The 23,882-nt window shown below is 60.6% G+C and carries 20 protein-coding genes and 2 tRNA genes; 11 read left to right on the forward strand and 11 right to left on the reverse strand.

Annotated features, from left to right (window positions below; translation table 11 throughout):
- The first annotated feature begins 115 nt into the window (after positions 1-115).
- Together BM017_RS17795 and thrC are read left to right on the forward strand one after the other, a co-directional pair.
- Positions 116-1,420 carry a homoserine dehydrogenase gene (locus BM017_RS17795; protein ID WP_092246744.1) on the forward strand — a complete coding sequence of 435 codons (1,305 nt, stop codon included), beginning with the start codon at positions 116-118 and terminating at the stop codon, positions 1,418-1,420.
- A gap of 67 nt (positions 1,421-1,487) precedes the next feature.
- Positions 1,488-2,897: a threonine synthase gene (gene thrC, locus BM017_RS17800; protein ID WP_092246747.1), complete on the forward strand. Its 1,410-nt coding sequence runs from the start codon at positions 1,488-1,490 to the stop codon at positions 2,895-2,897.
- Between the two features lie 88 nt (positions 2,898-2,985).
- On the opposite strand, the gene BM017_RS17805 is transcribed toward thrC, so the two are convergent.
- Positions 2,986-3,186 (reverse strand): hypothetical protein, encoded by a 201-nt coding sequence (locus BM017_RS17805; RefSeq protein ID WP_092246749.1) that lies wholly within the window; start codon positions 3,184-3,186, stop codon positions 2,986-2,988.
- A gap of 314 nt (positions 3,187-3,500) precedes the next feature.
- On the opposite strand from BM017_RS17805, the gene BM017_RS17810 reads away from it, so the two are divergent.
- Positions 3,501-3,785, forward strand: a complete 285-nt coding sequence (locus BM017_RS17810) for a DUF3509 domain-containing protein (RefSeq protein ID WP_092246752.1) — start codon at positions 3,501-3,503, stop codon at positions 3,783-3,785.
- A gap of 226 nt (positions 3,786-4,011) precedes the next feature.
- On the opposite strand, the gene BM017_RS17815 is transcribed toward BM017_RS17810, so the two are convergent.
- On the reverse strand, positions 4,012-5,211 hold the full coding sequence (locus BM017_RS17815; RefSeq protein ID WP_092246755.1) for a CaiB/BaiF CoA transferase family protein: 1,200 nt from the start codon (positions 5,209-5,211) through the stop codon (positions 4,012-4,014).
- A gap of 136 nt (positions 5,212-5,347) precedes the next feature.
- Between BM017_RS17815 and BM017_RS17820 the strand changes: the two genes are divergently transcribed.
- Both BM017_RS17820 and recJ read left to right on the forward strand, forming a co-directional pair.
- Entirely contained in the window at positions 5,348-5,890 is a 543-nt protein-coding gene (locus BM017_RS17820; RefSeq protein WP_032858231.1) for a YaeQ family protein, read from the forward strand.
- 60 nt (positions 5,891-5,950) lie between these two features.
- Entirely contained in the window at positions 5,951-7,660 is a 1,710-nt protein-coding gene (recJ, locus tag BM017_RS17825; RefSeq protein ID WP_071489291.1) for a single-stranded-DNA-specific exonuclease RecJ, read from the forward strand.
- 76 nt (positions 7,661-7,736) lie between these two features.
- On the opposite strand, the gene BM017_RS17830 is transcribed toward recJ, so the two are convergent.
- The 4 genes from BM017_RS17830 to BM017_RS17845 form a co-directional block, all read right to left on the reverse strand.
- Positions 7,737-9,017 carry a virulence factor family protein gene (locus BM017_RS17830; RefSeq protein ID WP_092246758.1) on the reverse strand — a complete coding sequence of 427 codons (1,281 nt, stop codon included), beginning with the start codon at positions 9,015-9,017 and terminating at the stop codon, positions 7,737-7,739.
- On the reverse strand, positions 9,017-11,659 hold the full coding sequence (mprF, locus tag BM017_RS17835) for a bifunctional lysylphosphatidylglycerol flippase/synthetase MprF (protein WP_071489293.1): 2,643 nt from the start codon (positions 11,657-11,659) through the stop codon (positions 9,017-9,019). The genes BM017_RS17830 and mprF overlap by 1 nt, the downstream gene beginning before the upstream one ends.
- A 279-nt stretch (positions 11,660-11,938) precedes the next feature.
- Positions 11,939-12,015 (reverse strand) — tRNA-Met (locus tag BM017_RS17840).
- 205 nt (positions 12,016-12,220) lie between these two features.
- Positions 12,221-12,297, reverse strand: a tRNA-Met gene (locus tag BM017_RS17845).
- Positions 12,298-12,576: 279 nt separating this feature from the next.
- Here BM017_RS17845 and dinB point away from each other — a divergent pair.
- Complete coding sequence (gene dinB / locus BM017_RS17850; protein WP_064054577.1) at positions 12,577-13,635, forward strand: DNA polymerase IV; 1,059 nt, start codon at positions 12,577-12,579, stop codon at positions 13,633-13,635.
- Positions 13,636-13,764: 129 nt separating this feature from the next.
- On the opposite strand, the gene BM017_RS17855 is transcribed toward dinB, so the two are convergent.
- The 4 genes from BM017_RS17855 to BM017_RS17870 form a co-directional block, all read right to left on the reverse strand.
- Positions 13,765-14,718, reverse strand: a complete 954-nt coding sequence (locus BM017_RS17855) for a hypothetical protein (protein ID WP_092246761.1) — start codon at positions 14,716-14,718, stop codon at positions 13,765-13,767.
- A gap of 20 nt (positions 14,719-14,738) precedes the next feature.
- Positions 14,739-16,454, reverse strand: a complete 1,716-nt coding sequence (locus BM017_RS17860; RefSeq protein ID WP_092246764.1) for a proline--tRNA ligase — start codon at positions 16,452-16,454, stop codon at positions 14,739-14,741.
- A gap of 181 nt (positions 16,455-16,635) precedes the next feature.
- Positions 16,636-18,168, reverse strand: a complete 1,533-nt coding sequence (locus BM017_RS17865) for an AmpG family muropeptide MFS transporter (RefSeq protein WP_092246767.1) — start codon at positions 18,166-18,168, stop codon at positions 16,636-16,638.
- A 43-nt stretch (positions 18,169-18,211) separates the two neighbouring features.
- Positions 18,212-18,565, reverse strand: a complete 354-nt coding sequence (locus BM017_RS17870; protein WP_058423311.1) for an MGMT family protein — start codon at positions 18,563-18,565, stop codon at positions 18,212-18,214.
- Between the two features lie 154 nt (positions 18,566-18,719).
- Between BM017_RS17870 and BM017_RS17875 the strand changes: the two genes are divergently transcribed.
- The 5 genes from BM017_RS17875 (at position 18,720) to groL (ending at position 23,349) form a co-directional block, all read left to right on the forward strand.
- The gene (locus BM017_RS17875) at positions 18,720-19,727 is read left to right on the forward strand and encodes a DUF481 domain-containing protein (protein WP_071489298.1); all 1,008 of its coding nucleotides are present in this window, start codon (positions 18,720-18,722) and stop codon (positions 19,725-19,727) included.
- A 106-nt stretch (positions 19,728-19,833) separates the two neighbouring features.
- Positions 19,834-20,565, forward strand: a complete 732-nt coding sequence (locus BM017_RS17880) for a HugZ family pyridoxamine 5'-phosphate oxidase (RefSeq protein WP_092246770.1) — start codon at positions 19,834-19,836, stop codon at positions 20,563-20,565.
- 66 nt (positions 20,566-20,631) lie between these two features.
- A complete protein-coding gene (locus BM017_RS17885; RefSeq protein ID WP_016975517.1) occupies positions 20,632-21,108 on the forward strand; it encodes an FxsA family protein in 477 nt (158 codons plus the stop codon).
- A 247-nt stretch (positions 21,109-21,355) separates the two neighbouring features.
- Positions 21,356-21,649: a co-chaperone GroES gene (locus tag BM017_RS17890; RefSeq protein ID WP_003193940.1), complete on the forward strand. Its 294-nt coding sequence runs from the start codon at positions 21,356-21,358 to the stop codon at positions 21,647-21,649.
- A gap of 50 nt (positions 21,650-21,699) precedes the next feature.
- Positions 21,700-23,349, forward strand: a complete 1,650-nt coding sequence (gene groL, locus BM017_RS17895; protein ID WP_092246773.1) for a chaperonin GroEL — start codon at positions 21,700-21,702, stop codon at positions 23,347-23,349.
- Between the two features lie 75 nt (positions 23,350-23,424).
- Here the strand turns inward: groL and BM017_RS17900 are convergent, their stop codons facing one another.
- Positions 23,425-23,772, reverse strand: a complete 348-nt coding sequence (locus tag BM017_RS17900) for a hypothetical protein (protein WP_092246776.1) — start codon at positions 23,770-23,772, stop codon at positions 23,425-23,427.
- Positions 23,773-23,882: the final 110 nt, after the last annotated feature.

Raw genomic sequence — 23,882 nt, forward strand, 5'->3', positions numbered from 1 at the left:
ACCTTTGACGATCATGGCCTGTGGATAAGTCGACAGGCCACTAATTGAAAGCCGCAGTCGTGCGGCTGTTTTCCACGGCCGACCTCGTGTCGGCCGTTTCATGGGGAGTTCTTCAGTGAAACCGGTCAAAGTAGGCATCTGTGGGTTAGGGACCGTCGGTGGCGGCACCTTCAACGTACTTCAGCGTAACGCTGAAGAGATTTCCCGCCGTGCAGGGCGTGGAATTGAAGTGGCACAAATTGCCACGCGTTCGCCAAAGCCTCAGTTCGAAACGACCGGTATTGCGATGACCAACGATGTCTTCGCCGTTGCCACCAACCCTGAAATCGATATCGTGATCGAACTGGTGGGCGGGTATACCGTGGCCCGCGAGTTGGTGCTCAAGGCCATCGAAAACGGCAAGCATGTGGTCACTGCCAACAAGGCACTGATCGCGGTGCACGGCAACGAAATCTTCGCCAAGGCTCGTGAGAAGGGCGTGATCGTGGCGTTCGAGGCTGCGGTGGCTGGTGGCATTCCGGTGATCAAGGCGATCCGTGAAGGCCTGTCCGCCAACCGCATCAACTGGGTGGCCGGCATCATCAACGGCACCGGCAACTTCATCCTCACCGAAATGCGCGAGAAGGGCCGGACCTTCGAAGACGTCCTCTCCGAAGCCCAGGCCCTGGGTTACGCCGAAGCCGACCCGACCTTCGACGTGGAAGGTATCGACGCCGCGCACAAGCTGACCATCCTGGCGTCCATCGCCTTTGGTATTCCGCTGCAGTTCGACAAGGCCTACACCGAAGGCATCACCAAGTTGACCACCGCCGACGTGAACTACGCCGAAGCCCTGGGTTACCGCATCAAGCACCTGGGCGTGGCGCGCAGCACCCCGGCCGGTATCGAACTGCGGGTACACCCGACGCTGATCCCGGCCGACCGCCTGATCGCCAACGTCAATGGCGTGATGAACGCCGTAATGGTCAACGGTGATGCGGCCGGTTCGACCCTGTTCTACGGCGCCGGTGCCGGCATGGAACCCACCGCTTCGTCGGTGATCGCCGACCTGGTGGACGTGGTCCGCGCCATGACCAGCGACCCGGAAAACCGTGTGCCGCACCTGGCCTTCCAGCCGGATTCGCTGTCGGCCCACCCGATCCTGCCGATCGAAGCCTGCGAAAGCGCCTACTACCTGCGCATCCAGGCCCAGGATCACCCGGGCGTACTGGCCCAGGTGGCGAGCATCCTGTCTGAGCGCGGTATCAACATCGAGTCGATCATGCAGAAGGAAGTCGAGGAGCAAAACGGCCAGGTGCCGATGATCTTGCTCACCCATCGCGTGCTCGAACAGCATATCAACGATGCCATCGCCGCCCTGGAAGCCCTGCAAGGCGTGGTCGGGCCGGTGGTGCGGATCCGCGTCGAACACCTGAACTAATGGTTTTGCGACAAGGGCCCCGCAAGTTCGGCGGCCCTTGTTCAAGAATGCTCTAGAGGAGCCAGTCATGCGTTATATCAGCACCCGCGGCCAGGCACCGGCCCTGAATTTCGAAGATGTCCTGCTGGCAGGCCTTGCCACGGACGGCGGCCTGTACGTGCCGGAAAACCTGCCACGTTTCACCCAAGAGGAAATCGCATCCTGGGCTGGCCTGCCATACCACGAACTGGCGTTCCGCGTGATGCGCCCGTTCGTCACCGGCAGCATTCCGGACGCCGATTTCAAGAAGATCCTGGAAGAAACCTACGGCGTGTTTTCCCACAACGCCATTGCACCGCTGCGCCAACTGAACGGCAACGAATGGGTCCTGGAGTTGTTCCACGGCCCGACCCTGGCGTTCAAGGACTTCGCCCTGCAACTGCTGGGTCGTCTGCTGGATTATGTGCTGGAGAAGCGCGGCGAGCGCGTGGTGATCATCGGCGCCACCTCCGGTGATACCGGTTCGGCGGCCATCGAAGGCTGCAAGCACTGCGAAAATGTCGACATCTTCATCCTGCACCCGCACAAGCGCGTGTCGGAAGTGCAGCGCCGCCAGATGACCACCATCTTTGGCGAGAACATCCATAACATCGCCATCGAAGGTAACTTCGATGACTGCCAGGAAATGGTCAAGAACAGCTTCGCCGACCAGAGCTTCCTGAAAGGCACGCGCCTGGTGGCGGTGAACTCGATCAACTGGGCGCGGATCATGGCCCAGATCGTCTACTACTTCCACGCCTCGCTGCAGTTGGGCGGCCCTGCACGTTCAGTGTCTTTCTCGGTGCCGACCGGCAACTTCGGCGACATTTTCGCCGGTTACCTGGCGCGCAACATGGGCCTGCCGATCAACCAGTTGATCGTCGCTACCAACCGCAACGACATCCTGCACCGCTTCATGAGCGGCAACCAGTACGTCAAGGAAACCCTGCACGCGACCCTGTCGCCGTCCATGGACATCATGGTCTCGTCCAACTTCGAACGCCTGCTGTTCGACATGCACGGCCGCAACGGTGCGGCGATTGCTGGCTTGATGGACACCTTCAAGCGCGGCGGCGGTTTCAGTGTGGATGAAGAGCGCTGGACCGAAACCCGCAAGCTGTTCGACTCCCTGGCCGTGGACGACGCGCAGACCTGCGAAACCATTGCAGACGTCTATGCCCAGTCCGGCGAGCTGCTCGACCCGCACACCGCCATCGGTGTGAGGGCCGCCCGTGAATGCCGTCGCAGCCTGGATATCCCGATGGTCATCCTGGGCACTGCCCACCCGGTCAAATTCCCGGAAGCGGTGGAGAAGGCCGGTGTTGGCAAGGCGCTGGAGTTGCCAGTGCACCTGGCCGACCTGTTCGAGCGTGAAGAGCGTTGCACGGTGTTGGCTAATGACCTGACGGCCGTGCAGGCGTTTGTGAGCCAGCATGGCAACCGGGGTAAGCCGTTGTAAGGCACACCGCGTAGACAAAAACGCCGCTTGCCCTTCCCTGGGGCAGCGGCGTTTTTCGTTTATGGCAGGCCCCGCTTGGTATGCGCGGCTACGTGAGTAGTTTCTGCACGATGGCCAAGACAGTGCTGAACGCCGTAAACATGGCCATGACGACACCCAATGGATACCAGAAATTCTCACGGGTTATCTTGTGGGTCTCGGCAGCGAGTTTGCGTTGCTCCGCATAAATGCGTGATATGTCGGCGTGAATCTTCTCTAGCGCAGCTTGCTCTTTGTCGTGTTCCAGCATCGTCTTCATCCTTCACAGTAAGGGCCTTCTGACATGCGCTTTTATCTGCTTGGCAGCGTCACCAGCGCTCACCGAGTAAAGGATCCACCTCTGATCTGACCCTTGGGCAAAACCCAAAACGACTTGCCAGTGCGTAAGCAGTTATGTGCCGTCGTTTTTAGGTTGTCATGTTGCAAGCGCATGCTGGAATCCGTCACCCCCTGACGGCCCCATAAAGACGATAAAGCGAACTTTCCTACGTCACAAACAGTCACTTAGGATAGATGCAGCTCCCGTTGAAACGATTGTTCCCGAACTATTGAGTGGTGATCGAGATGGAAAGTATCAGCCTATTGCTCGAAGAAGCACTGAGCCCTTATCAGGTTACGCTGACCACCTCTGGTGCGCAGGACGAGTGCCTGGTAACCGTGAAGAATCCTGCTGGCGCCATCGTGGTCGAGCGTGACGTCGACCGCGCCCAATTGATGGACAAGCGCGTACTGGTGGATGTGGTGGACTGCCTGCTGCGTGACATCAAAATTGCCGAAGGACGTCTGGAGCCTTCGGTCATCGCGGCCTTGCGCAACGCAGCCCTGACTCGCAACGCCACCGCCGCATGAAGAATTGTTTAACTGTGGAAACTTCCTACAGCGCGGCCGGTCAGACTTTGTAACAGCAAGAGCAAACATTGTGCTCCGGTGTTTGTGCCTTGCTGTACTGGTCTTTGTAGGCCAAGTTTAACCCCAAAGTGTCTCCCCACGCTTTGGGGTTTCTTTTTGCCTGCGATTTGTCAGGCAAGTCATCTGGCACAGGGCATCTGGTGCCAAAGCCTGGCGGAATGGGACATCAGATCGCGCCTTCCTCGCGCAAGCGCACAATGGCGGCCGCGTCGTAGCCCAGGCCAGCGAGCACTACGCTGTTATGTTCACCCAGTTGCGGCCCCACCCATTCGCAACTGCCCGGCGTGTCCGACAGCTTGGGCACGATGCCCGGCATCTTGAATTCCTTGCCGCCGGGAAGCCGGGCCTTGAGGAACATCTCCCTGGCGAGGAATTGCGGGTCGCCCAACATGTCCTCGGCGCTGTAGATCCGGCTGGCAGGCACCTCGGCTTTGTTCAACAGGTCGACCACCTGGTCCAGCGGCAGAGAATTCACCCAGCGATCTATCACTCCATACAGCTCGTCACGGCGGCTATCACGCCCGTCGTTGCTGGCCAGCACCGGATCGTTGGCCAAGTCCTCACGGCCAATGGCCGACATGAAACGCTTGAAGATCGCATCACCGTTGGCGCCGATCTGTACATGCTTGCCGTCGGCGCTGGTGTGGATGGAGGAGGGCGTAATGCCGGGCATGATGTTGCCGGTGCGTTCGCGAATAAAGCCGAACACGTCGAACTCGGGGATCATGCTTTCCATCATGGCGAAGATGGCTTCGTACAGTGCCACATCCACCACTTGGCCCAGGCCACCGTTGACCTCGCGGTGACGCAGCGCCATCAGCGCGCCGATCACTGCCCACAATGCGGCAATCGAATCGCCAATGGAAATGCCGGTGCGCACCGGCGGGCGGTCTTCGAAACCGGTGATGTAGCGCAGGCCGCCCATGGACTCGCCGACTGCACCAAACCCGGGTTGGTCTTTCATCGGTCCGGTCTGGCCGAAGCCGGAGAGACGTACCATCACCAGCTTGGGGTTCAGCGCGTGCAGGGTCTCCCAACTCAGGCCGAGCTTTTCCAGCACGCCGGAGCGGAAGTTTTCGATCAAGATGTCGGCGTCCGCCAACAGTTGTTTGAGAATGGCCAGGCCGTCCGGGTGCTTGAGGTTCAGCGTCAGCGACTGCTTGTTGCGCGCCTGCACGAACCACCACAGCGACGTGCCCTCGTACAGCTTGCGCCATTTGCGCAGCGGGTCGCCGCCGTCCGGCGATTCGACCTTGATCACCTCGGCGCCGAACTCCGCGCAGATTCGTGAGGCGAACGGGCCGGCGATCAGGGTGCCGAGTTCGATGACTTTCAGGCCGGCAAGTGGTTTGGCATTGAACGACATGAGGATCCTTGTCTGCGCAGGGCGGTGGTGTGATGCCTTTTAACATAGGCGAGCAGCCCAGGGCAGCGCAGGATTCGTTGATTGGCCTCGTCATCGGTTAGACTGGCCGCCTTTCCCTGTCTCTAGAAGCCCGTTCATGGCCCAGCCGTCCACGACCTACAAATTCGAACTCAACCTCACCGACCTCGACCGCTCGGTGTATGAGAGCGTCAAACAGACCATCGCCCGCCACCCGTCGGAAACCGAAGAGCGCATGACCGTGCGTCTGCTGGCCTACGCACTCTGGTACAACGAGCAGTTGTCGTTCGGGCGTGGCCTGTCAGATGTCGACGAACCAGCCCTGTGGGAAAAAAGCCTGGATGATCGGGTGTTGCACTGGATCGAAGTCGGCCAGCCCGATGCCGACCGCCTCACCTGGTGCTCGCGCCGTACCGAACGCACCAGCCTGCTGGCCTATGGCAGCCTGCGTGTGTGGGAAGGCAAGGTGGTGCCGGTGGCAAACAACCTGAAAAACGTACACATCGCCGCTGTGCCGCAGGAAGTCCTGGAGACTCTGGCCAAAGACATGCCCCGCGTGATCAAGTGGGATGTAATGATCAGCGAAGGCACGATCTTCGTCACCGACGACCGCGGCCAGCACGAAGTGCAGTTGCAGTGGTTGGTCGGCGAACGCGGTTGATTGAGTCGCCGCCGGTCACCTGTTTTATTTCCGTATCAGAAGAGAAGTTTTCGTCACCCCATGCGTATCGATCCTCGCCCGTTGCCTGCCGTCCTGCCGTTTCTCGGTGAATTGCCACCGCTGTTGACCCGCCTCTATGCTGCGCGCGGCGTGCAATCCGAGGCCGAGCTGGATAAAAGCCTGGCGCGGTTGATTCCCTATCAGCAGCTCAAGGGCATCGACGCGGCGGTGGACCTGTTGGTGACGGCGTTGGAGCAACGCCAGCGCATCCTCATTGTCGGTGACTTCGACGCCGACGGCGCCACCGCCAGCACCGTGGGCACCTTGGGCCTGCGCCTGCTCGGTGCGGCCCATGTCGATTACCTGGTGCCCAACCGTTTCGAATACGGCTATGGCCTGACCCCGGAAATCGTCGCGGTGGCCCTGCAGCGCGAGCCGCAGTTGCTGATTACCGTGGACAACGGCATCTCCAGCGTCGAAGGCGTGGCGGCGGCGAAGGCGGCGGGTTTGCAGGTGCTGGTGACCGACCACCACTTGCCCGGCGACGAGTTGCCGGCGGCGGACGCTATCGTCAACCCGAACCAGCCCGGCTGTGAGTTCCCCAGCAAGGCGCTGGCCGGCGTGGGGGTGATCTTCTACGTGTTGATGGCCTTGCGTGCGCGCCTGCGCAGCTTGGGTTGGTACGAGAACAAGCCACAACCGAATATCGGCGAACTGCTCGACCTGGTCGCCCTGGGCAGCGTCGCCGACGTGGTGCCCCTGGACGCCAACAACCGCATCCTGGTGCATCAGGGGCTGGAACGTATCCGCGCCGGTCGTGCACGGCCGGGGATCAAGGCGATCCTGGAAGTGGCCAAGCGCGATGCCGCGCGTATCACCTCCACCGACCTGGGGTTCATCCTCGGGCCGCGTTTGAACGCAGCCGGACGCTTGGACGACATGAGCCTGGGCATCGAGTGCCTGCTCACCACCGACGTGGCCGCGGCCCGTGAAATGGCCGCGCAACTGGACGGCATGAACCAGGACCGCAAATCCATCGAGCAAGGCATGCAGCGCGAAGCCCTGGCCCAGCTCAAGGACTTGCCGGTGGAGTCGATGCCCTACGGTTTATGCCTGTTCGACCCGGAATGGCACCAAGGTGTGATCGGGATTCTGGCGTCGCGCATGAAAGAGCGCTATTTCCGCCCAACCATTGCCTTCGCCGACGCTGGCGACGGTTTGCTCAAGGGCTCTGGGCGCTCTGTGCAGGGTTTTCATATCCGTGATGCCCTGGCGGTGGTCGCCAGCCAGCATCCGAACCTGATCAGCAAGTACGGCGGTCACGCCATGGCGGCAGGGCTGACATTGCCCGAGGAAAACTTCCCGCTGTTCGCCGAAGCCTTCGATGCCGAAGTGCGTCGGCAACTGCGCGAAGAAGACCTGACCGGGCGCCTGCTGTCTGATGGCACCCTGGCAGTGGAAGAGTTTCACCTGGAGCTGGCCCGTGCGCTACGGCACGCCGGGCCGTGGGGGCAGCACTTCCCTGAGCCGTTGTTCCATGGCGTGTTTCAGTTGGTGGAGCAGCGCGTAGTGGGGGAGCGGCACCTGAAGGTCGTGCTCAAGAGCGAGTGCGGGTCGGTGAAGCTGGATGGCATTGCATTTGGCGTGGACCGTGAGGTCTGGCCGAACCCGACGGTGCGTTGGGTGGAATTGGCCTACAAGCTGGATGTGAACGAGTTTCGCGGGAATGAAACCGTGCAGTTGATGATCGCGCACATCGAGCCGCGTTAGATCTCACCAACACCACAAAACCAATGTGGGAGGGGGCAAGCTCGCTCCCACATTTTGATTTGTGTAACGCTCGGGCTTATTCGGTTTTGGTTTGGTGTTTGACGATGATATCCACCAACCGCTTGGCCAGCGCCGGGTAGTTCTCATCGAAGTGATGCCCGCCTGGCAACTTGATGGCTTCACCTACAGCCGTCTTGTCCGTGCAGCCACTCTCGTCGACTTCTTCGGCGCCGTAGATGCACACCACTTTGTCAGCCGGCAGTTTGGCCATGTCCGGGCCTGTCGCCGCTTCTTTGCCTGCGTTGCCCAGCCAGCCTTCCACTTCAATCTCGAAGCTGCCAGTGCGTGCGAATGCCAGCAGGATGATTGCGTCCACACGCTGCTGCTCGTTCTCCGGCAGGCGGTTGTAGATGGCCGGCAGTACATCGGCACCGAACGAATAGCCGGTCAGTACGAAGCGCTTGGTGCCCCACTTCTGACGGTAGTGCTGCATCAGCTCGGTGAGGTCCTTGGCGCTTTGTTCCGGGGTCTTGTGCTGCCAGTAGTAGCGTAGGGTGTCGATGCCCACCACCGGATAACCGATCTTGGCCATTTCACCGGCCACGTCACGGTCGAGGTCGCGCCAGCCGCCGTCGCCGGAGAGGAACAGGGTGACAGTGTCCTTGGCCTGGCCGGCCGGTACTTCAACCACCGGTATTGCCAGGCCGCCATTGTCCGAGCCCACCAGTTGCTTGCGCAGCTCGTTGTTCAGTACTTGCGGGTAGTGGATGTCGTAGTCGCTGATGCTGGTGGTGGCGCGCGGTGTGTCGCGTACGAAACTGGCGCTTTCATCGTCAGGGTTGTCGTTCCAGGCCACCAGCCAGTTGCCGTGGGCGGCTGTCTTCGGCAGTGGGTCCTTGCAGCCTTCCTGCACCAGGGCGAAGCCGACGGAGATGGCGTTGGCCTTGTCGTCGTTCTGGGTGGCCAGCCAGCGCCAGGCGAGGGCAGCGCCAGGGCCGATGCCGCTGACCAGTGTCGCCGGGCCCTTGAGCTGGGCGAGGGCGCCTTGCAGCGCTTGTTCCTGCAGCTTGCAGTCATCCTTGGGCAGGACCACCTGGACAATCTGCGCCTTGCCGCCTTGGCTCAGGGCAATCAACTGGCTGTCGGTCAGGGTTTCATCGGCCATTACGGCCACGGCCACGCGGGCTTTCGGCGTGCCGTTGGGGGTCACCCGGGTCATGACCGAACCGTCGGCCTGGGGCAGTTGCTCCAGCACCGGCTGAGGGGCAGGGCGGTTCCAGTACCAATAGCCGCCACCCAGGACCAGGGCGAGCAGCACTACAAAGGCCAATACATACCGCCAGGAGCGTCGAATCATCAGCGTTTCACCAATCCAGTCAAGCCGCCCGCGATCAGGGCGGCGGTATCGGCCAGTGCCACCAGCGGATCAAGTCCTGCGGGCACGGCCATGTAACGGGGTTCCCAGTCAGGCTGGAACTTGTCTTTGAAGCGGCGCAAACCTTGGAAGTTATACAGTTGCTCGCCACGGCGGAACACCATCGAGCCCAGGCGTTGGGTCAACGGGGCGCCACGTCGTGGTTGCAGGCCCGACAACGGCACCATGCCGAGGCTGAAGCGGGCATAGCCGTGACTCTTATAATGTTGAATCAGGCCGACCATCATGAATTCCATGGTCAGCTTGGGCGCGTCTGGGTGGGCGCGCATCAGGTCGAGACTGGCCAGGTCATGGTTGTAGGTCTCGAGCAGGTTGGCGAAGGCTACCGGGCGCCCTTCGAAGCGAATGATCGCAATGCGAAAGTGCTTGAGGTAGTCGTCGCTGAAGCGTCCCAGGGAAAAGCCTTTTTCCCGTACGTTCTTGCCGGTCAGCCAGGCATCGGAGATCACCTTGAGTTCGTCCATCGGCGCCGTGCCCGGTTCGCAGATCTCCAGGGACAGGCCGTCCCGCGAGCCACGGTTCCAGGTGTAACGCAGGTCCTTCATCTCTTTGCCCTTGGCTTCCAGGTCAAAGCGTTTGAGGTCGACACGGGCTTCTTCGCCCAGTTTGATCGCGGTGAGGCCGATGTCCATGTAGTACGGCAGGTTCTCCGCACGCACCTGGTAGAACACCGGGCGGGCGTGGTGGATGTCGCATAGGTCTCGGAACTGCCAGATCATCTCGGCCCGTGGCTGGGTGGGGCCAATCGGGTCGTACAAGGCTACCAGGCTGCGGCCGCGACGGGCGTACATGAGGAAAGCTTCATCATTGGGGTGGAACAGCAGCGCCTTGTCGCCAGTGAGCGCCAGGCCGCCGTCAGGCTGGGAAGAGGCCATCAGGATCTTGCTGGCACGCTCCAGTTCATCGGGTGTCGGCAGATGGATCACCGGGCGCGCAGTACGCAGCAGCCAGGTCAGGGACACGATCACCAGCAACACGGCGGCGCCCAGCAGCGAGCGCAAGCCACGAGGGGCGTTGGCGTCCAGGGTGAACTGCCACCACAGCTGATGGCTGTACGGGACATCCTGGTACGCAAACAGCAGCAGCCAGATCGACGCCCCGAGTACGCAGACACTGGCCACCAGGTACAGCGGCGAGAAGGGCAGCTCGGTGAGGCGGCTGGCGCGATAGAACGAGCGTCGGAAGATCGCCAGCAGGATCGCGGTCATGGTCATCAGGCTGGCTTCTTCCCAGTCGAAGCCTTTGAGCAGCGAGAGCAGGGCGCCCACCAGCAGCAGCACCATGGTCAGCATCCAGGCGGCCGACAGGCGTCGACGCAGGCCCTGGGCCAACAACAGGCACAACACGCCGATCAGGCTGGCGCCAAAGTGCGAGGCGTCAATCAGGCGGTGGGGAATCAGGAAGCCGATGTTTTCCAGGCGTGAGTCGATTTCGGGCGTGGCGCCAGAGAACAGCAGGACCACGCCGGACAAAAAAACCAGGACGGCCAGCACTGGCGCCGCCAGCCCCGAGGCGACCCGCAGGCTTTGCTGGGTCTGGAACAGGCGCTGCGCTTCGTTGACCAGCAGGAACACGCAGGCGATCAGCAGAGGCAGCACCACGTAGATCATGCGGTACAGCAGCAGGGCGGCGGCCAGTGGCGCGGCGCCCAGTTTGTCGGCGAACGCCGCCAGCAGGATCGCTTCGAATACACCCACACCACCCGGTACATGGCTGAGTACACCGGCGGCCAGCGCCAGCAGGTACACGAGCAGGAAGGGGCCGAAGGGCGGCGCCTCCGGCAGCAGCATATAAAGGACGGTAGCGGCAGCGGCAACGTCCAGTGCGGTAATGATCAGTTGCAGGAAGGTCAGGCGACGGCCCGGCAGGCGCAAGGTGCGGCGGCCGGCTTTTACCAACAGGTTGTCCGGGTAGGGTTGCTCCGGCAGGCGACGGCGATAAATGCCGATGCACAACACCGCCGACAACAGCAGCACCGCGCCAGCAATACCGCCCAGCACCGCTTGTGGCAAATGCAGGTAGGTTGATGCGGCGGGCAGGTTGCTCAGTGTTGCCAATGCTGCCAGTGGCGGCAGGGCAGTGCCCAGCGCCAGGCTGGCGAACACGGTCATATGGGCGACTTCGGATGCACCGATGCCATGGCGTGCATATAAACGGTAGCGCACCGATCCGCCGGAAAGCATCGACAGACCAATGGCATTGCCAATCGCGAAGGCGGTGAAACCACCGAGGGCCAGGGTCTTGGCGGGCAGGTTCACGCCGGCATAGCGGGCGCCGGAGAACTCATAGCCTAATAGAATGACAAAACCGGCGACGGCTGCGGCAAACGCACCGAGCAGGGCTGGCTTGGGCACTTCCAGGATCGAGTCGTGGAGCGCGTAGAGGTCCAGCTCCAGCAGCAGGTGGCGGCAGGCGATCAGGGCGATGGCAAACAGCAATAAGGTGACGGCCAGCCCGATAGGCTGCCGATACTTGCTCACCAGATCCAGCCAACGCAAGCGGGTGGGTGTGATCGGTTGTTCTGCTGTGACAGTGTCTTGTGTTTCAGACGAGTTGGCGCGCATCAATCACCTCGTGGATTGTGCGCGACAGGATGGAGGTATCCAGCCAAGTTACCAATCCCTATGGACAAAATAATTACAAATATTAACGCGTATCGCCGGGGGCGGCGACTGCGGCCATTGGTCGTAGAGGGCAGCGCTTGAGCATTGAGCATAGCTTGCAATGAGATGGACTCTACAAACCGCGCGCGGTTTCATGAAAGATGCCATGCCATTGTTTCAGAAGAACTTTTTCACCGGATACAAAAAAGGCCACTCTTTCGAGTAGCCTTTCTTGATGTTTGGTTGCGGGAGCCGGATTTGAACCGACGACCTTCGGGTTATGAGCCCGACGAGCTACCAGACTGCTCCATCCCGCGTCTGTGGGCGGCATTCTACAGTCCAACGCCGAGGTGTCAACCGTTATCGGGCCGATGGGTCAAATAAGTGTGAATTGGCCTCTGAATGCTGGCCATGCACCGTAAGTGCGCGATGGCAAAGATTTTTTTGTCTTACAATTTTCGTACATAACAAAACAGGCACGCACAAAAAAGGCCACTCTTTCGAGTAGCCTTTCTTGATGTTTGGTTGCGGGAGCCGGATTTGAACCGACGACCTTCGGGTTATGAGCCCGACGAGCTACCAGACTGCTCCATCCCGCGTCTGTGTGTCGGCATTCTACAGAGGAACGCCGGTGTGTCAACCTGTGAATTAAAGAAAAGCGCTTGTGGTTCAATCGCTTAGCTCTCTATAAAAGCCCCTTGATACCCCTCGGGCCCAGTCTGGCCGAGGCTTTCAGCTCTATTGTAAGGGCAAATCCGATTGAGAAAATGAATTCATCCTGGAATTTTCCTACCGCTCAAGCGGAAGATTCAAACCACTGGTGCTATATACAGGTGTGAGTGCGATACTGGCCACCCGTAGGTAAACACCCCGTTTATATGACGCAGCGCAAAATCATCCACGTCGACTGTGATTGCTTCTACGCCGCCATCGAGATGCGCGATGACCCGAGCCTGGCGCAAAAACCGCTGGCGGTGGGCGGCTCGGCGGACCGGCGCGGGGTGATCGCCACCTGCAACTACGAGGCACGCGCCTATGGCGTGCGCTCGGCCATGTCGTCGCGACATGCCTTGAAGCTTTGCCCGGACCTGACCATCGTCAAGCCGCGCATGGATGCCTATAAGGAAGCCTCCAAGGAAATCCAGACGATCTTTCGCGACTACACCGACCTGATCGAACCGCTGTCGCTGGATGAGGCTTACCTGGACGTGTCCGACAGCCCGCACTTTGGCGGAAGTGCCACGCGCATCGCCCAGGACATTCGTCGCCGTGTCTCCAACCAACTGCACATCACCGTGTCCGCAGGCGTGGCGCCGAACAAGTTCCTGGCCAAGATCGCCAGCGACTGGAAGAAGCCCAACGGCCTGTTTGTGATTACCCCGGACCAGGTCGAAGACTTTGTCTCGCAGTTGCGGGTCAGCAAGTTGCACGGTGTGGGCAAGGTCACGGCCGATAAACTGGCACGCCTGGGCATTGAAGACTGCCTGCAACTGCGCGAGTGGAACAAACTGGCGCTGGTGCGCGAATTCGGCAGTTTTGGCGAGCGGCTGTGGAGCCTGGCGCGTGGGATCGATGACCGTGTGGTGCAGAACGACAGTCGTCGGCAATCGATCAGTGTGGAAAATACCTACGATGTCGACCTGCCGGATCTCTCAAGCTGCCTGGCCAAACTCCCCGAGCTGATGGAAACCCTGGCCGGGCGCATGGCGCGTATCGACAGCAGTTACCGGGCCGGCAAGCCGTTCGTGAAGGTGAAGTTTCATGACTTTACCCAGACCACATTGGAGCAGGCGGGGGCAGGGCGGGATCTGGAGAGTTATCAACAGTTGCTGACGCAGGCGTTCAACCGGGGAGGGAAACCGGTGCGGTTGCTGGGGATTGGGGTGCGCTTGCTGGATCTGAGTAACGGCAACGAGCAGCTCGAATTCTCCTGGTAAAAATGGGGAGCAAATTGTGGGGAGGGGCTTGCCCCCGATAGCAGTGGATCAGCCAGCCTATCTATAGCTGACCCGCTGCAATCGGGGGCAAGCCCCCTCCCACATTTGACCGCCAACAATTTGAGGGGCTCAGCGTGCTCCAGGATCTGCGACGAGCCGCCCCGCATCCTTGGTCAGCGCCTGCAGAAACTCTTGCTGCAACTCGGGATCATTGCGGGTCAGTTCGATCAGGCTCTGTTCCAGTTCGCTGGCTTCTTCTTCCAGGCCCAGCTCCGACAAGCGCTTGACCCGGTGCACCCACTGGCTGACTTCGTCGTCTTCCAGGTCGTCGTAGATCAGGCCGTGGGCTTCCAGCAACTTGCCGCGCAGGGTGTTGCTGATCGCCAAGGTCGAGTCCGAATGCACATCGTCCTGGCCGTCTTCCACACTGATCTTCAAGGTCGTGACGCGGTTCAGGTCCTGCTCGGCAAATGGGCTGTCCAACAGGTTCAGGCGCAGGACGCCGTTGCGGTCGGTGGTCAGCTCATGGGTCTGCTTGCCGGCGGTGACCTGCACCGGGCGTTCGCTCCAGGGCAGGCTCGAATACTCCACGCGCTTGTCGCGCTGGACTTCATCGATACCCGCCAGGTTCTGTTGCGCACGGCCGTGGGATTGCACGTTCATGAACGGGTTGAGGCCGTCCACGCCATAGATCAGCCAGTCATGGGTCATGCTGGTCGGCAGGTGGCCGAGGGCGAAGATATTCGCCACGTTGGCGCCCGCGCCCGCCACCAGGGCGACTGCACCCAAGGGCATCTCGTAGAGCTTGCGCCAGGGCTGGTAAGGGGTATAGCGGTCGTAACGACGGGTGACTTCGTACTCGGTGACCTCGAAGGTCTTCTGCTCGTGAATGCGAATCCGGCGTTGCGGCAGCTCCAGCACTTTGGGCTCGCCGACATCGATCTGCAGGCTGTGGTCGAGCAACTTACGCTCGACCCGCTCTTCGTGCTCACTGCGTTGCGACATCTGGTTGGCGCAGCCGCTGACCAGCAGGGCGCCGCACAAGGCGGCGCCCCCCAGGGCTCTGGTGTTTCGCTTGAACATGACTTCTCTTGATCTGGTTTTCAGCGACGAATACGCGCCTGGAGGAAAGACAGCACGTCAGCCACCGGCAACGGTTGGGCTTCGGCTTCGGTCCGGCTCTTGTATTCCAGATTGCCATCGGCCAGGCCGCGGTCACTGACCACGATCCGGTGCGGGATGCCAATCAGTTCCATGTCGGCGAACTTGATGCCCGGGCTGGTTTTCTTGTCCCGGTCATCCAGCAGCACTTCAAAACCAGCAGCCGTCAATTCGGCATACAGCTTGTCGGTGGCTTCGCGCACTTGCTCGGTTTCATAACGCAGCGGCACCAGGGCGACCTGGAACGGCGCCAGGGCGTCACTCCAGATGATGCCTTTGTCATCGTTGTTCTGCTCGATGGCAGCAGCAACCACGCGGGATACGCCAATGCCGTAGCAGCCCATCTCCAGGGTGATCGGCTTGCCGTTCTCGCCCAGCACTTCGCACTTCATTGCCTTGCTGTACTTGTTGCCCAGCTGGAAGATGTGCCCGACTTCGATGCCGCGCTTGATTTCCAGGGTGCCCTTGCCGTCCGGGCTAGGGTCGCCGGCCACGACGTTACGCAGGTCGGCCACGGTCGGCACCGGCAGGTCACGTTCCCAGTTCACGCCGAAGTAGTGCTTGTCGTCGATGTTTGCGCCGATCCCGAAGTCGCTCATCAGCTCGACCGAACGGTCGATGATGATCGGCAGCGGCAGGTTCAGCGGGCCGAGCGAACCGGCACCGGCGCCAATGGCGTCGCGCAGTTCGGCGTCGGTGGCCATGACCAGCGGGCTGGCCACGCCAGGTTGGTTGGCGGCCTTGATTTCGTTGAGCTCGTGGTCGCCACGGATCACCAGGGCGATCAGCTTGCCTTCTTCCTCGGCGCGCACGATCAGGGTCTTGATGGTCTTTTCAATCGGCAGATTGAATTTCTCCACCAGGGCCGCGATGGTCTTGGTATCCGGCGTGTCCACCAGGCGCAGTTCTTCGGTCGGCGCCGGGCGGGACGTTTCCCGTGGCACGGCTTCGGCTTTCTCGATGTTCGCCGCATAGTCGGAACCGTTGCTGAACACGATGTCGTCTTCGCCGGACTCGGCCAGCACGTGGAATTCGTGGGAGCCGGCGCCGCCGATGGAGCCATTGTCGGCTTCAACCGGGCGGAACTTCAGGCCCAGGCGCGTGAACACGTTGCAGTAGGCCTGGTGCATGCGGTCGTAGGTGACCTGCAAGGACGCCTGGTCAGCGTGGAACGAATAGGCGTCCTTCATGATGAATTCGCGACCGCGCATCAAGCCGAAGCGTGGGCGGATTTCGTCACGGAACTTGGTCTGGATCTGATACAGGTTCAGCGGCAGCTGCTTGTAGCTGCTCAGCTCGTTGCGCATCAGGTCGGTGATCACTTCTTCGTGGGTCGGGCCGGCACAGAAATCGCGGCCATGGCGATCCTTGAAGCGCAGCAACTCCGGGCCGTACTCTTCCCAGCGCCCGGATTCCTGCCACAGTTCAGCCGGTTGGGTGCTCGGCATCAACACTTCCAGAGAGCCGGCGGCGTTCATTTCTTCACGAACGATGGCTTCGACCTTGCGCATCACCTTCAAGCCCATGGGCAGCCAGGTGTACAGGCCGGAGGCCAGTTTGCGGATCATGCCGGCGCGCAGCATCAGCTGATGGCTGATCACGACCGCGTCTGAAGGCGTTTCTTTCTGTGTGGCGAGCAAATATTGACTGGTACGCATGGTAGGCCGTTGTCGGTTGCTTGGACTTGAAATGACTTGGGATTGTACGGGCGCCGGCTGCTGGAGTACAGGCATCAGAATGCAGAGGGGTATGTGGGAGGGGGCTTGCCCCCGATAGCGGTGGATCAGTAACACATAAGCGCCTGACAACCTGCTATCGGGGCAAGCCCCTCCCACATTGTCAGTCTTCGGCCGGCGGACTCAACCGCGCCCGCCGATTTTCCTGGAACCAGTGCAACGCGATCAGGAACAGCGTCGGCACGCCCAGCAGGCAGGTGATCATGAAGAAATTGTGATACCCGAACTTCTCCACCATTACCCCCGAATACCCGCCGATCAGGCGTGGCAGCAACAGCATGATCGAGCTGAGCAGGGCATATTGGGTGGCGGAGAACTTGAGGTTGGTCAGGCTCGACAGGTACGCCACAAACGCCGAGGTCGCCAGCCCTGAGCTGAAGTTATCCAGGGAAATGGTGAAGATCAGCATCTGCAGGTCCGGGCCCATGTCGGCGAGCATCACGAACAGCAGGTTGGTGCCGGCCGACGCCACACCGCCGATGAACAGGATCGGCAGGATACCGAAGCGCACAATCAGCAGGCCGCCCATGCCTGCACCCAGCAGGGTCATGATCAGGCCGAAGATCTTGCTGACCCCGGCGATCTGGTCCTTGGTGAAGCCCTGGTCGATGTAGAACACGTTGGCCATCACGCCCATCACGGTGTCGGACATGCGATAGGTGGCGATCAGTCCCAACAACAGCAACGCCTGCCAGCGGTAACGCAGGATGAAGTCATTGACCGGTGTCAGCACCGGCGCCAGACCCCGGCGACCCATGGCCGACAGGCACAGCGACGTGAGGGTTATATAGAGGATGGCGCGCAGGAAGGCGCGGTCTTCCATCAGCAGATCCCACAGGCTCACGCCGTGGAATATCACGCTGCCGAAGTCCGTGTTGAACAACTGGGTAAACATTGCTGGTACCGATACCAGCAGCACGATCAGCACGAACACCGATGCCAGTTGGTGTACGAAGCTGTAGCGCCCGGCCTGCAACTGGGTGCGCAGTGGCACATCAGGTTCGCGCATGAACAGCGTGGTCAGCAGCGCCGGAATCATCAGCACGCCGAACAGTACGTAGGTGCCGGTCCAGGCCGAGTGCTTGTAGTTGAAACCGGTGGAACCGAACCCTTCGGCAAAGAACAGTGCGCCTGCGGTGGCCAGCAGCGCGGCGATGCGATAACCGGACATGTAGCTGGCGGCCAGCGCAGCCTGGCGGCTGTCGTCGGCGATTTCCAGACGGTAGGCGTCGACCGCGATGTCCTGGGTGGCGGAGGCGAAAGCCACGATGACGGCGATAGCGATCAGCCAGGACAAGTGTTTCTGCGGGTCGCAGAAGCCCATGCCGATCAATCCGAGGATCACCAGCGACTGGGCCAGCACCAGCCATGAACGGCGGCGTCCGAGTTTACCGAGCAGCGGCAGGCGCCATTGGTCGAGCAGTGGCGACCAGACCCATTTAAAGGCATACGCCAAACCGATCAGGCTCGCATAGCCGATGGTCTCGCGTGCCACACCGGCCTCGCGCAACCACACTGAAAGCGTCGAGAACACCAACATGTAAGGCAGGCCGGCGGCAAAGCCGAGCAACAACAGGACTAACGTCGAAGGGCTGGCATAGGCAGCGAGCGCGGCGCGCCAGGTTTTACGGGGCATGGGCTGGAGTCTGCCTCAGATTTGCGGAAACAAAGCGCGCACTCTAACCGCTGTGCTCTACCGGGCGCCAGCCATGGCGCTGAATATCCACGCGATTGTTGCGGACCGTGACGCCTTCATCGCGCAAACGCGCCCGTTGTTCGTCACCCGAGGCACTGCCCACCGGCAGGCTTATCCGACCACCGGCACCCAGTACGCGGTGCCAGGGCAGCCGGGTGTCTTCTGGCAGTTGGCTCAACGTACGGCCCACCCAGCGTGCGGCACGGCCAAGGCCCGCCAGGTGAGCCAGCTCGCCGTAACTCACCACGCAGCCTTCGGGCACTTGCGCCAGGGTCAGGTACAGCGCGGTACGACGCATCTCGGCGGGGCTTTGCGGCGACTCGGCAGGTTGATTCATTGAGCGGCTATCCGTTTAAATCGTCGGCATATTTGTAAGAAACGTCGGTAAACATCGCGATGAGCATTGAACTCGACCTCGATACTTGAGTCAGTCCTAGCTATCTAACACGATAATGCCTCCTTTTCGCCAACCTTGAGCCCCATACCCGCTTATGTTGTCCAGAACCCTGCTGTGCCTTGCTGTTTTCAGCGCCTCCACGCCCTTGCTGGCCGACACCGTCTGGTTGAAGAACGGTGACCGTCTGACTGGCAAGATCAAAGTCTTTGATGGCGGCAAATTGCTGATCCAGACTGACTACGCCGGTGCCATCCCCGTGGACTGGAAGCAGGTGAAAACCCTGGAGAGCGACCAGGAGTTGCTGGTCAAGCAGGACGCCTACACCGGCGAGAAAGCCAAATCCCTGAAAGCAGCGGAGGATGGCAAGGTGGTGTTAGCCAACGGTGAAGCGCCCAAGACGGTGGACTTGGCAAGCATCCAGCAGATCATCAAGCCCAAGCCTGTGATCGAAGACCTGGTGTGGAAGGGCAATGTGGACATGGCGCTGGACTACAAACGCGCCGACAAAGACACCAACGACTACGACATCGATTTCAAGACCACCGCACGCCATGGTCAATGGCGCCATACCGGACAGGGCGAGTACAACCGCGAATTCCAGGACGATGTCACCACCACCGACAACTGGGCCCTGGAATACGATCTCGACCGCTTCCTGACCGAACACTGGTTCTGGCAGGGGCGCTTGACCTACAAGCGTGACAAGGTTGAAGACCTCTCGCGCCAGCGCACCGTCGGTACCGGCCCTGGCTACCAGTTCTGGGACGATGAGCTGGGTGCGTTCTCCCTGGGCTCGCTGGTCAACCGCACCGACTATGAATACGCCGACGGCGGCAAGGACAACTTCTATTCCCTGGCCATGAAGTGGAACTACAACCGCTACCTGGTGGGCAAGACCGTTGAATTCTTTACCAATGGTGAAGTGGGCAAGCCTATCGACGGTCCTGCTGAGTACTCGCTGGATGCGGAAATGGGCCTGCGCTACAAAGTCACCGAGTGGGCCTCCCTCAACCTCAAGGCCGAGCGCGACGTGATCAGCGGCGACTCCGACAGCAGCCTGAGCAAGACCCGCTACACCGCGGGCTTCGGCGTGGCCTGGTAACACGGCCGAACAAAACCTGCTTGGCAACCTTTGCCGATAATGATTACCTTGCGTTGAGATCCATTCCCATATGCCATGGGCGGCTGAATACCCGAGGAGTCATACGTTGAGCGCACAGGTTGCCAAGAACGCCCGAGAGCTGTTGCTCAAGGAATACCGTGGGGCTCTCTCCACTTTGTCCAAAGCCATGCCCGGCTTCCCGTTCGGCTCGGTCGTACCGTATTGCCTCGACGAGCAGGGTCGCCCGTTGATCCTGATCAGCCGTATCGCCCAGCACACCCACAACCTGCAGAAAGACCCCAAGTGTTCGCTGCTGGTGGGGGAACGCGAGGCCGATGATGTGCAGGCCGTCGGGCGCCTGACCTACCTGGCCGAAGCGGAAAAACTGGAGGAGGGCGACGCCATCGAGGCGGCGGCCGAGCGTTATTACCGTTACTTCCCGGATTCGGCCAACTACCACAAGGCCCACGACTTCGACTTCTGGGTACTCAAACCCGTACGCCACCGGTACATCGGTGGCTTTGGCGCGATTCACTGGGTCGACCAGTTGACCCTGGCCAACCCGTTCGCCGGCAAGGCCGAGCGCAGCATGATCGAGCACATGAACAGCGATCACGCCAAGGCCATTGCCCATTACGTCGATCTCAGCGGTTTGCCCACCTCCGAGCCCGCCCAATTGGCCGGCATCGACAGCGAAGGCATGCACTTGCGTATCGGCCAATCCTTATATTGGTTGCCGTTTGCGGAGCCTTGCAACACGCCGACACAAGTACGCGAAGCCCTGGTTTCATTGGCCCACGCCGAGGCCTGGCCGAAAAAAGCCAGCGCCGACGCTTGAATTCACGAAACGGCGACGTCATCTAAGGTGGACTGGCAAGGCATTCTTGCGTTGAGGAACCATTTGATGCGCCCTTTTTTATTGCTCTTTCTGCTGTTCCCGGTGTTGGAGCTGTTCGTATTCGTTCAAGTCAGCAGCGCGATCGGGTTTTTCCCGGCCCTGTTGCTGATCATTCTCGGCTCGATGCTCGGCGTCCTGGTGCTGCGCGTCGCCGGCCTGGCCACGGCGCTGCGTGCCCGTGAAAGCCTGAACCGTGGCGAGCTGCCCGCCCAGACCATGCTTGAAGGCCTGATGATGGCCCTGGCGGGTGGCCTGTTGATCCTGCCGGGCTTCATCAGCGATGTGGTCGGCCTGGTGATGCTGCTGCCGTTCACCCGCAAGCTGCTGGCCGGCAAGATGCGCCAGCGTGCCGAAGAGGCGGCGATTCGCCAGCGAGCTTTCGCCGACGACCTGCAACCCCGTGGCGGCCCCGCTCCGCGCCAGCCGCTGGGGCGTGAAGGGGATGTGATCGAAGGCGAGTTCGAACACCGCGACAGCAAATAACCGCTTCATTGGCACGGCACCTTCGGGTGCCGTGCTGCGTTTAACCGCAGGCAGACACAAAAATTTTCATCCCCGGCCCCTTGTAATAAGCATATGCGCCCTTATGTAACGGTCACCGCAAGGTTTCTGGTGGTGACACTGGACAGACTTCCGCGTTTCGCCCCGCGAACCGCGACCGGCACCGCCGGAATTTAACCCGCCGGAATTGATACCGGCCGATGAAAAACACAATTAGGAGAGATCGACAATGAAGCTTCGTCCTCTGCACGACCGCGTCGTAATCCGTCGCAGCGAAGAAGAAAAGAAAACCGCTGGCGGTATCGTTCTGCCAGGTTCGGCTGCTGAAAAAGCCAACCACGGTGTGATCGTCGCTGCGGGCCCAGGCAAGACCCTGGAGAACGGTGATGTACGCGCGCTGGCCGTGAAAGTGGGTGACAAGGTTGTTTTCGGCCCTTACTCCGGCAGCAACACAGTGAAAGTCGACGGCGAAGACCTGCTGGTTATGGCTGAGAACGAGATTCTCGCTGTTCTGGAAGACTGATTTCCCCGCTCATTTTCCCGTTACTCCAAAGTATTTAAGGAATATCGATCATGGCTGCTAAAGAAGTTAAATTCGGCGATTCCGCCCGCAAGAAAATGCTCACCGGTGTCAACGTCCTGGCTGACGCAGTAAAAGCGACCCTGGGCCCGAAAGGCCGTAACGTGATCATCGAGAAGAGCTTCGGCGCTCCGACCATCACCAAGGACGGCGTTTCCGTCGCCAAAGAAATCGAACTGGAAGACCGTTTCGAAAACATGGGCGCGCAGCTGGTCAAAGACGTTGCCTCCCGTGCCAACGATGACGCAGGCGACGGTACCACCACCGCGACCGTCCTGGCCCAGGCCATCGTCAACGAAGGCTACAAGGCCGTCGCTGCCGGCATGAATCCGATGGACCTCAAGCGCGGCATCGACAAGGCGACCATCGCCATCGTTGCCGAGCTGAAAAACCTGTCCAAGCCATGTGCCGACACCAAGGCTATCGCTCAGGTAGGCACCATCTCCGCCAACTCCGACAGCTCCATCGGTGACATCATTGCCCAAGCCATGGAAAAAGTCGGCAAGGAAGGCGTGATCACCGTGGAAGAAGGTTCGGGCCTGGAAAACGAACTGTCGGTTGTCGAAGGCATGCAGTTCGACCGTGGCTACCTGTCCCCGTACTTCGTCAACAAGCCGGAAACCATGGTTGCCGAGCTGGACAGCCCGCTGATCCTGCTGGTCGACAAGAAGATCTCCAACATCCGCGAACTGCTGCCAGTGCTGGAAGCCGTGGCCAAAGCCGGCCGCCCACTGCTGATCGTTTCCGAAGACGTTGAAGGCGAAGCCCTGGCGACGCTGGTTGTGAACAACATGCGTGGCATCGTTAAAGTCGCAGCCGTCAAGGCGCCAGGCTTTGGCGACCGTCGCAAGGCCATGCTGCAGGACATCGCCGTACTGACCGGCGCTACCGTTATCTCCGAAGAGATCGGCCTGAGCCTGGAAAGCGCCACCCTGGAAAACCTGGGTAGCGCCAAGCGCGTGACCATCTCCAAGGAAAACACCATCATCGTTGACGGTGCTGGTGTAGATCAGGACATCCAGTCGCGCATCACTCAGATCCGTGCCCAGGTTGCCGAAACTTCCTCGGACTACGACCGTGAAAAACTGCAAGAGCGTCTGGCCAAGCTGTCCGGCGGCGTTGCAGTGATCAAGGTTGGCGCCGGTTCCGAAGTTGAAATGAAAGAGAAGAAGGCCCGCGTTGAAGACGCCCTGCACGCAACCCGCGCAGCCGTTGAAGAAGGCGTGGTACCTGGCGGTGGCGTTGCGCTGATCCGTGCTCTGGAAGCCCTGACCAACCTGACCGGCGACAACGCTGACCAGAACGTGGGTATCGCTGTGCTGCGTCGCGCTGTTGAAGCGCCGCTGCGTCAGATCGCTGCCAACTCCGGCGACGAGCCAAGCGTTGTGGTCAACGAAGTCAAGAACGGCAAAGGTAACTACGGTTACAACGCTGCGACTGGCGTCTACGGCGACATGATTGAAATGGGCATCCTGGACCCTACCAAGGTGACTCGTTCCGCACTGCAAGCAGCATCCTCCATCGGCGGCCTGATTCTGACCACCGAAGCGGCTATCGCTGACGCTCCGAAGAAAGCCGAAGTAGGCGGTGGCGGCGGCATGCCAGACATGGGCGGCATGGGTGGCATGGGCGGCATGATGTAAGCCAGCCTTACCCGGCTCATAAAAAACCCCGCCTGCAGTGATGCAGGCGGGGTTTTTTTATGTCCGGTTGACCGCTCAACCCATGCCGCCGCGTCGCAACAGCTTCTTGAATGTCATCCCCCTGGCAAGCGCCGAGGGCACACGTGCAGCGGACCACGGTGCAGACGTGTGGCCGAGCGGGCCTTGGGCAGACAGAGTCGCGGCTTTAGTGCGTGGCCTGGGTATGGGCCGCCGCCAGCGGCTGGACATGGTCACCTCGCCCAGCAGTTTAAGGGTGTGGGCGTCGTAGCCGGGTGACTTGATCGAACCAGTGAAGTCAGGCGCTGCGCGGCTCACGGCAGCCGCCTGACTGGCCAGCAGCGCGCTGGCGACGATACACAGCGATAGCATCAACGTGGATAAATGCTGTTTTTGGGGACGCATGAACGGGCTCTCCAACCGGGTCCAGAGGACGGGGACCCAGGGCGCAGGGGCAACCCTGGATCAGGTGGCGAGATTACGGAGAATGCCAACGGTTCACTGTCACAGGCTGT

It is taken from the genome of Pseudomonas sp. NFPP04 (assembly GCF_900113815.1).
Classification (GTDB): Bacteria; Pseudomonadota; Gammaproteobacteria; order Pseudomonadales; family Pseudomonadaceae; genus Aquipseudomonas; species Aquipseudomonas extremorientalis.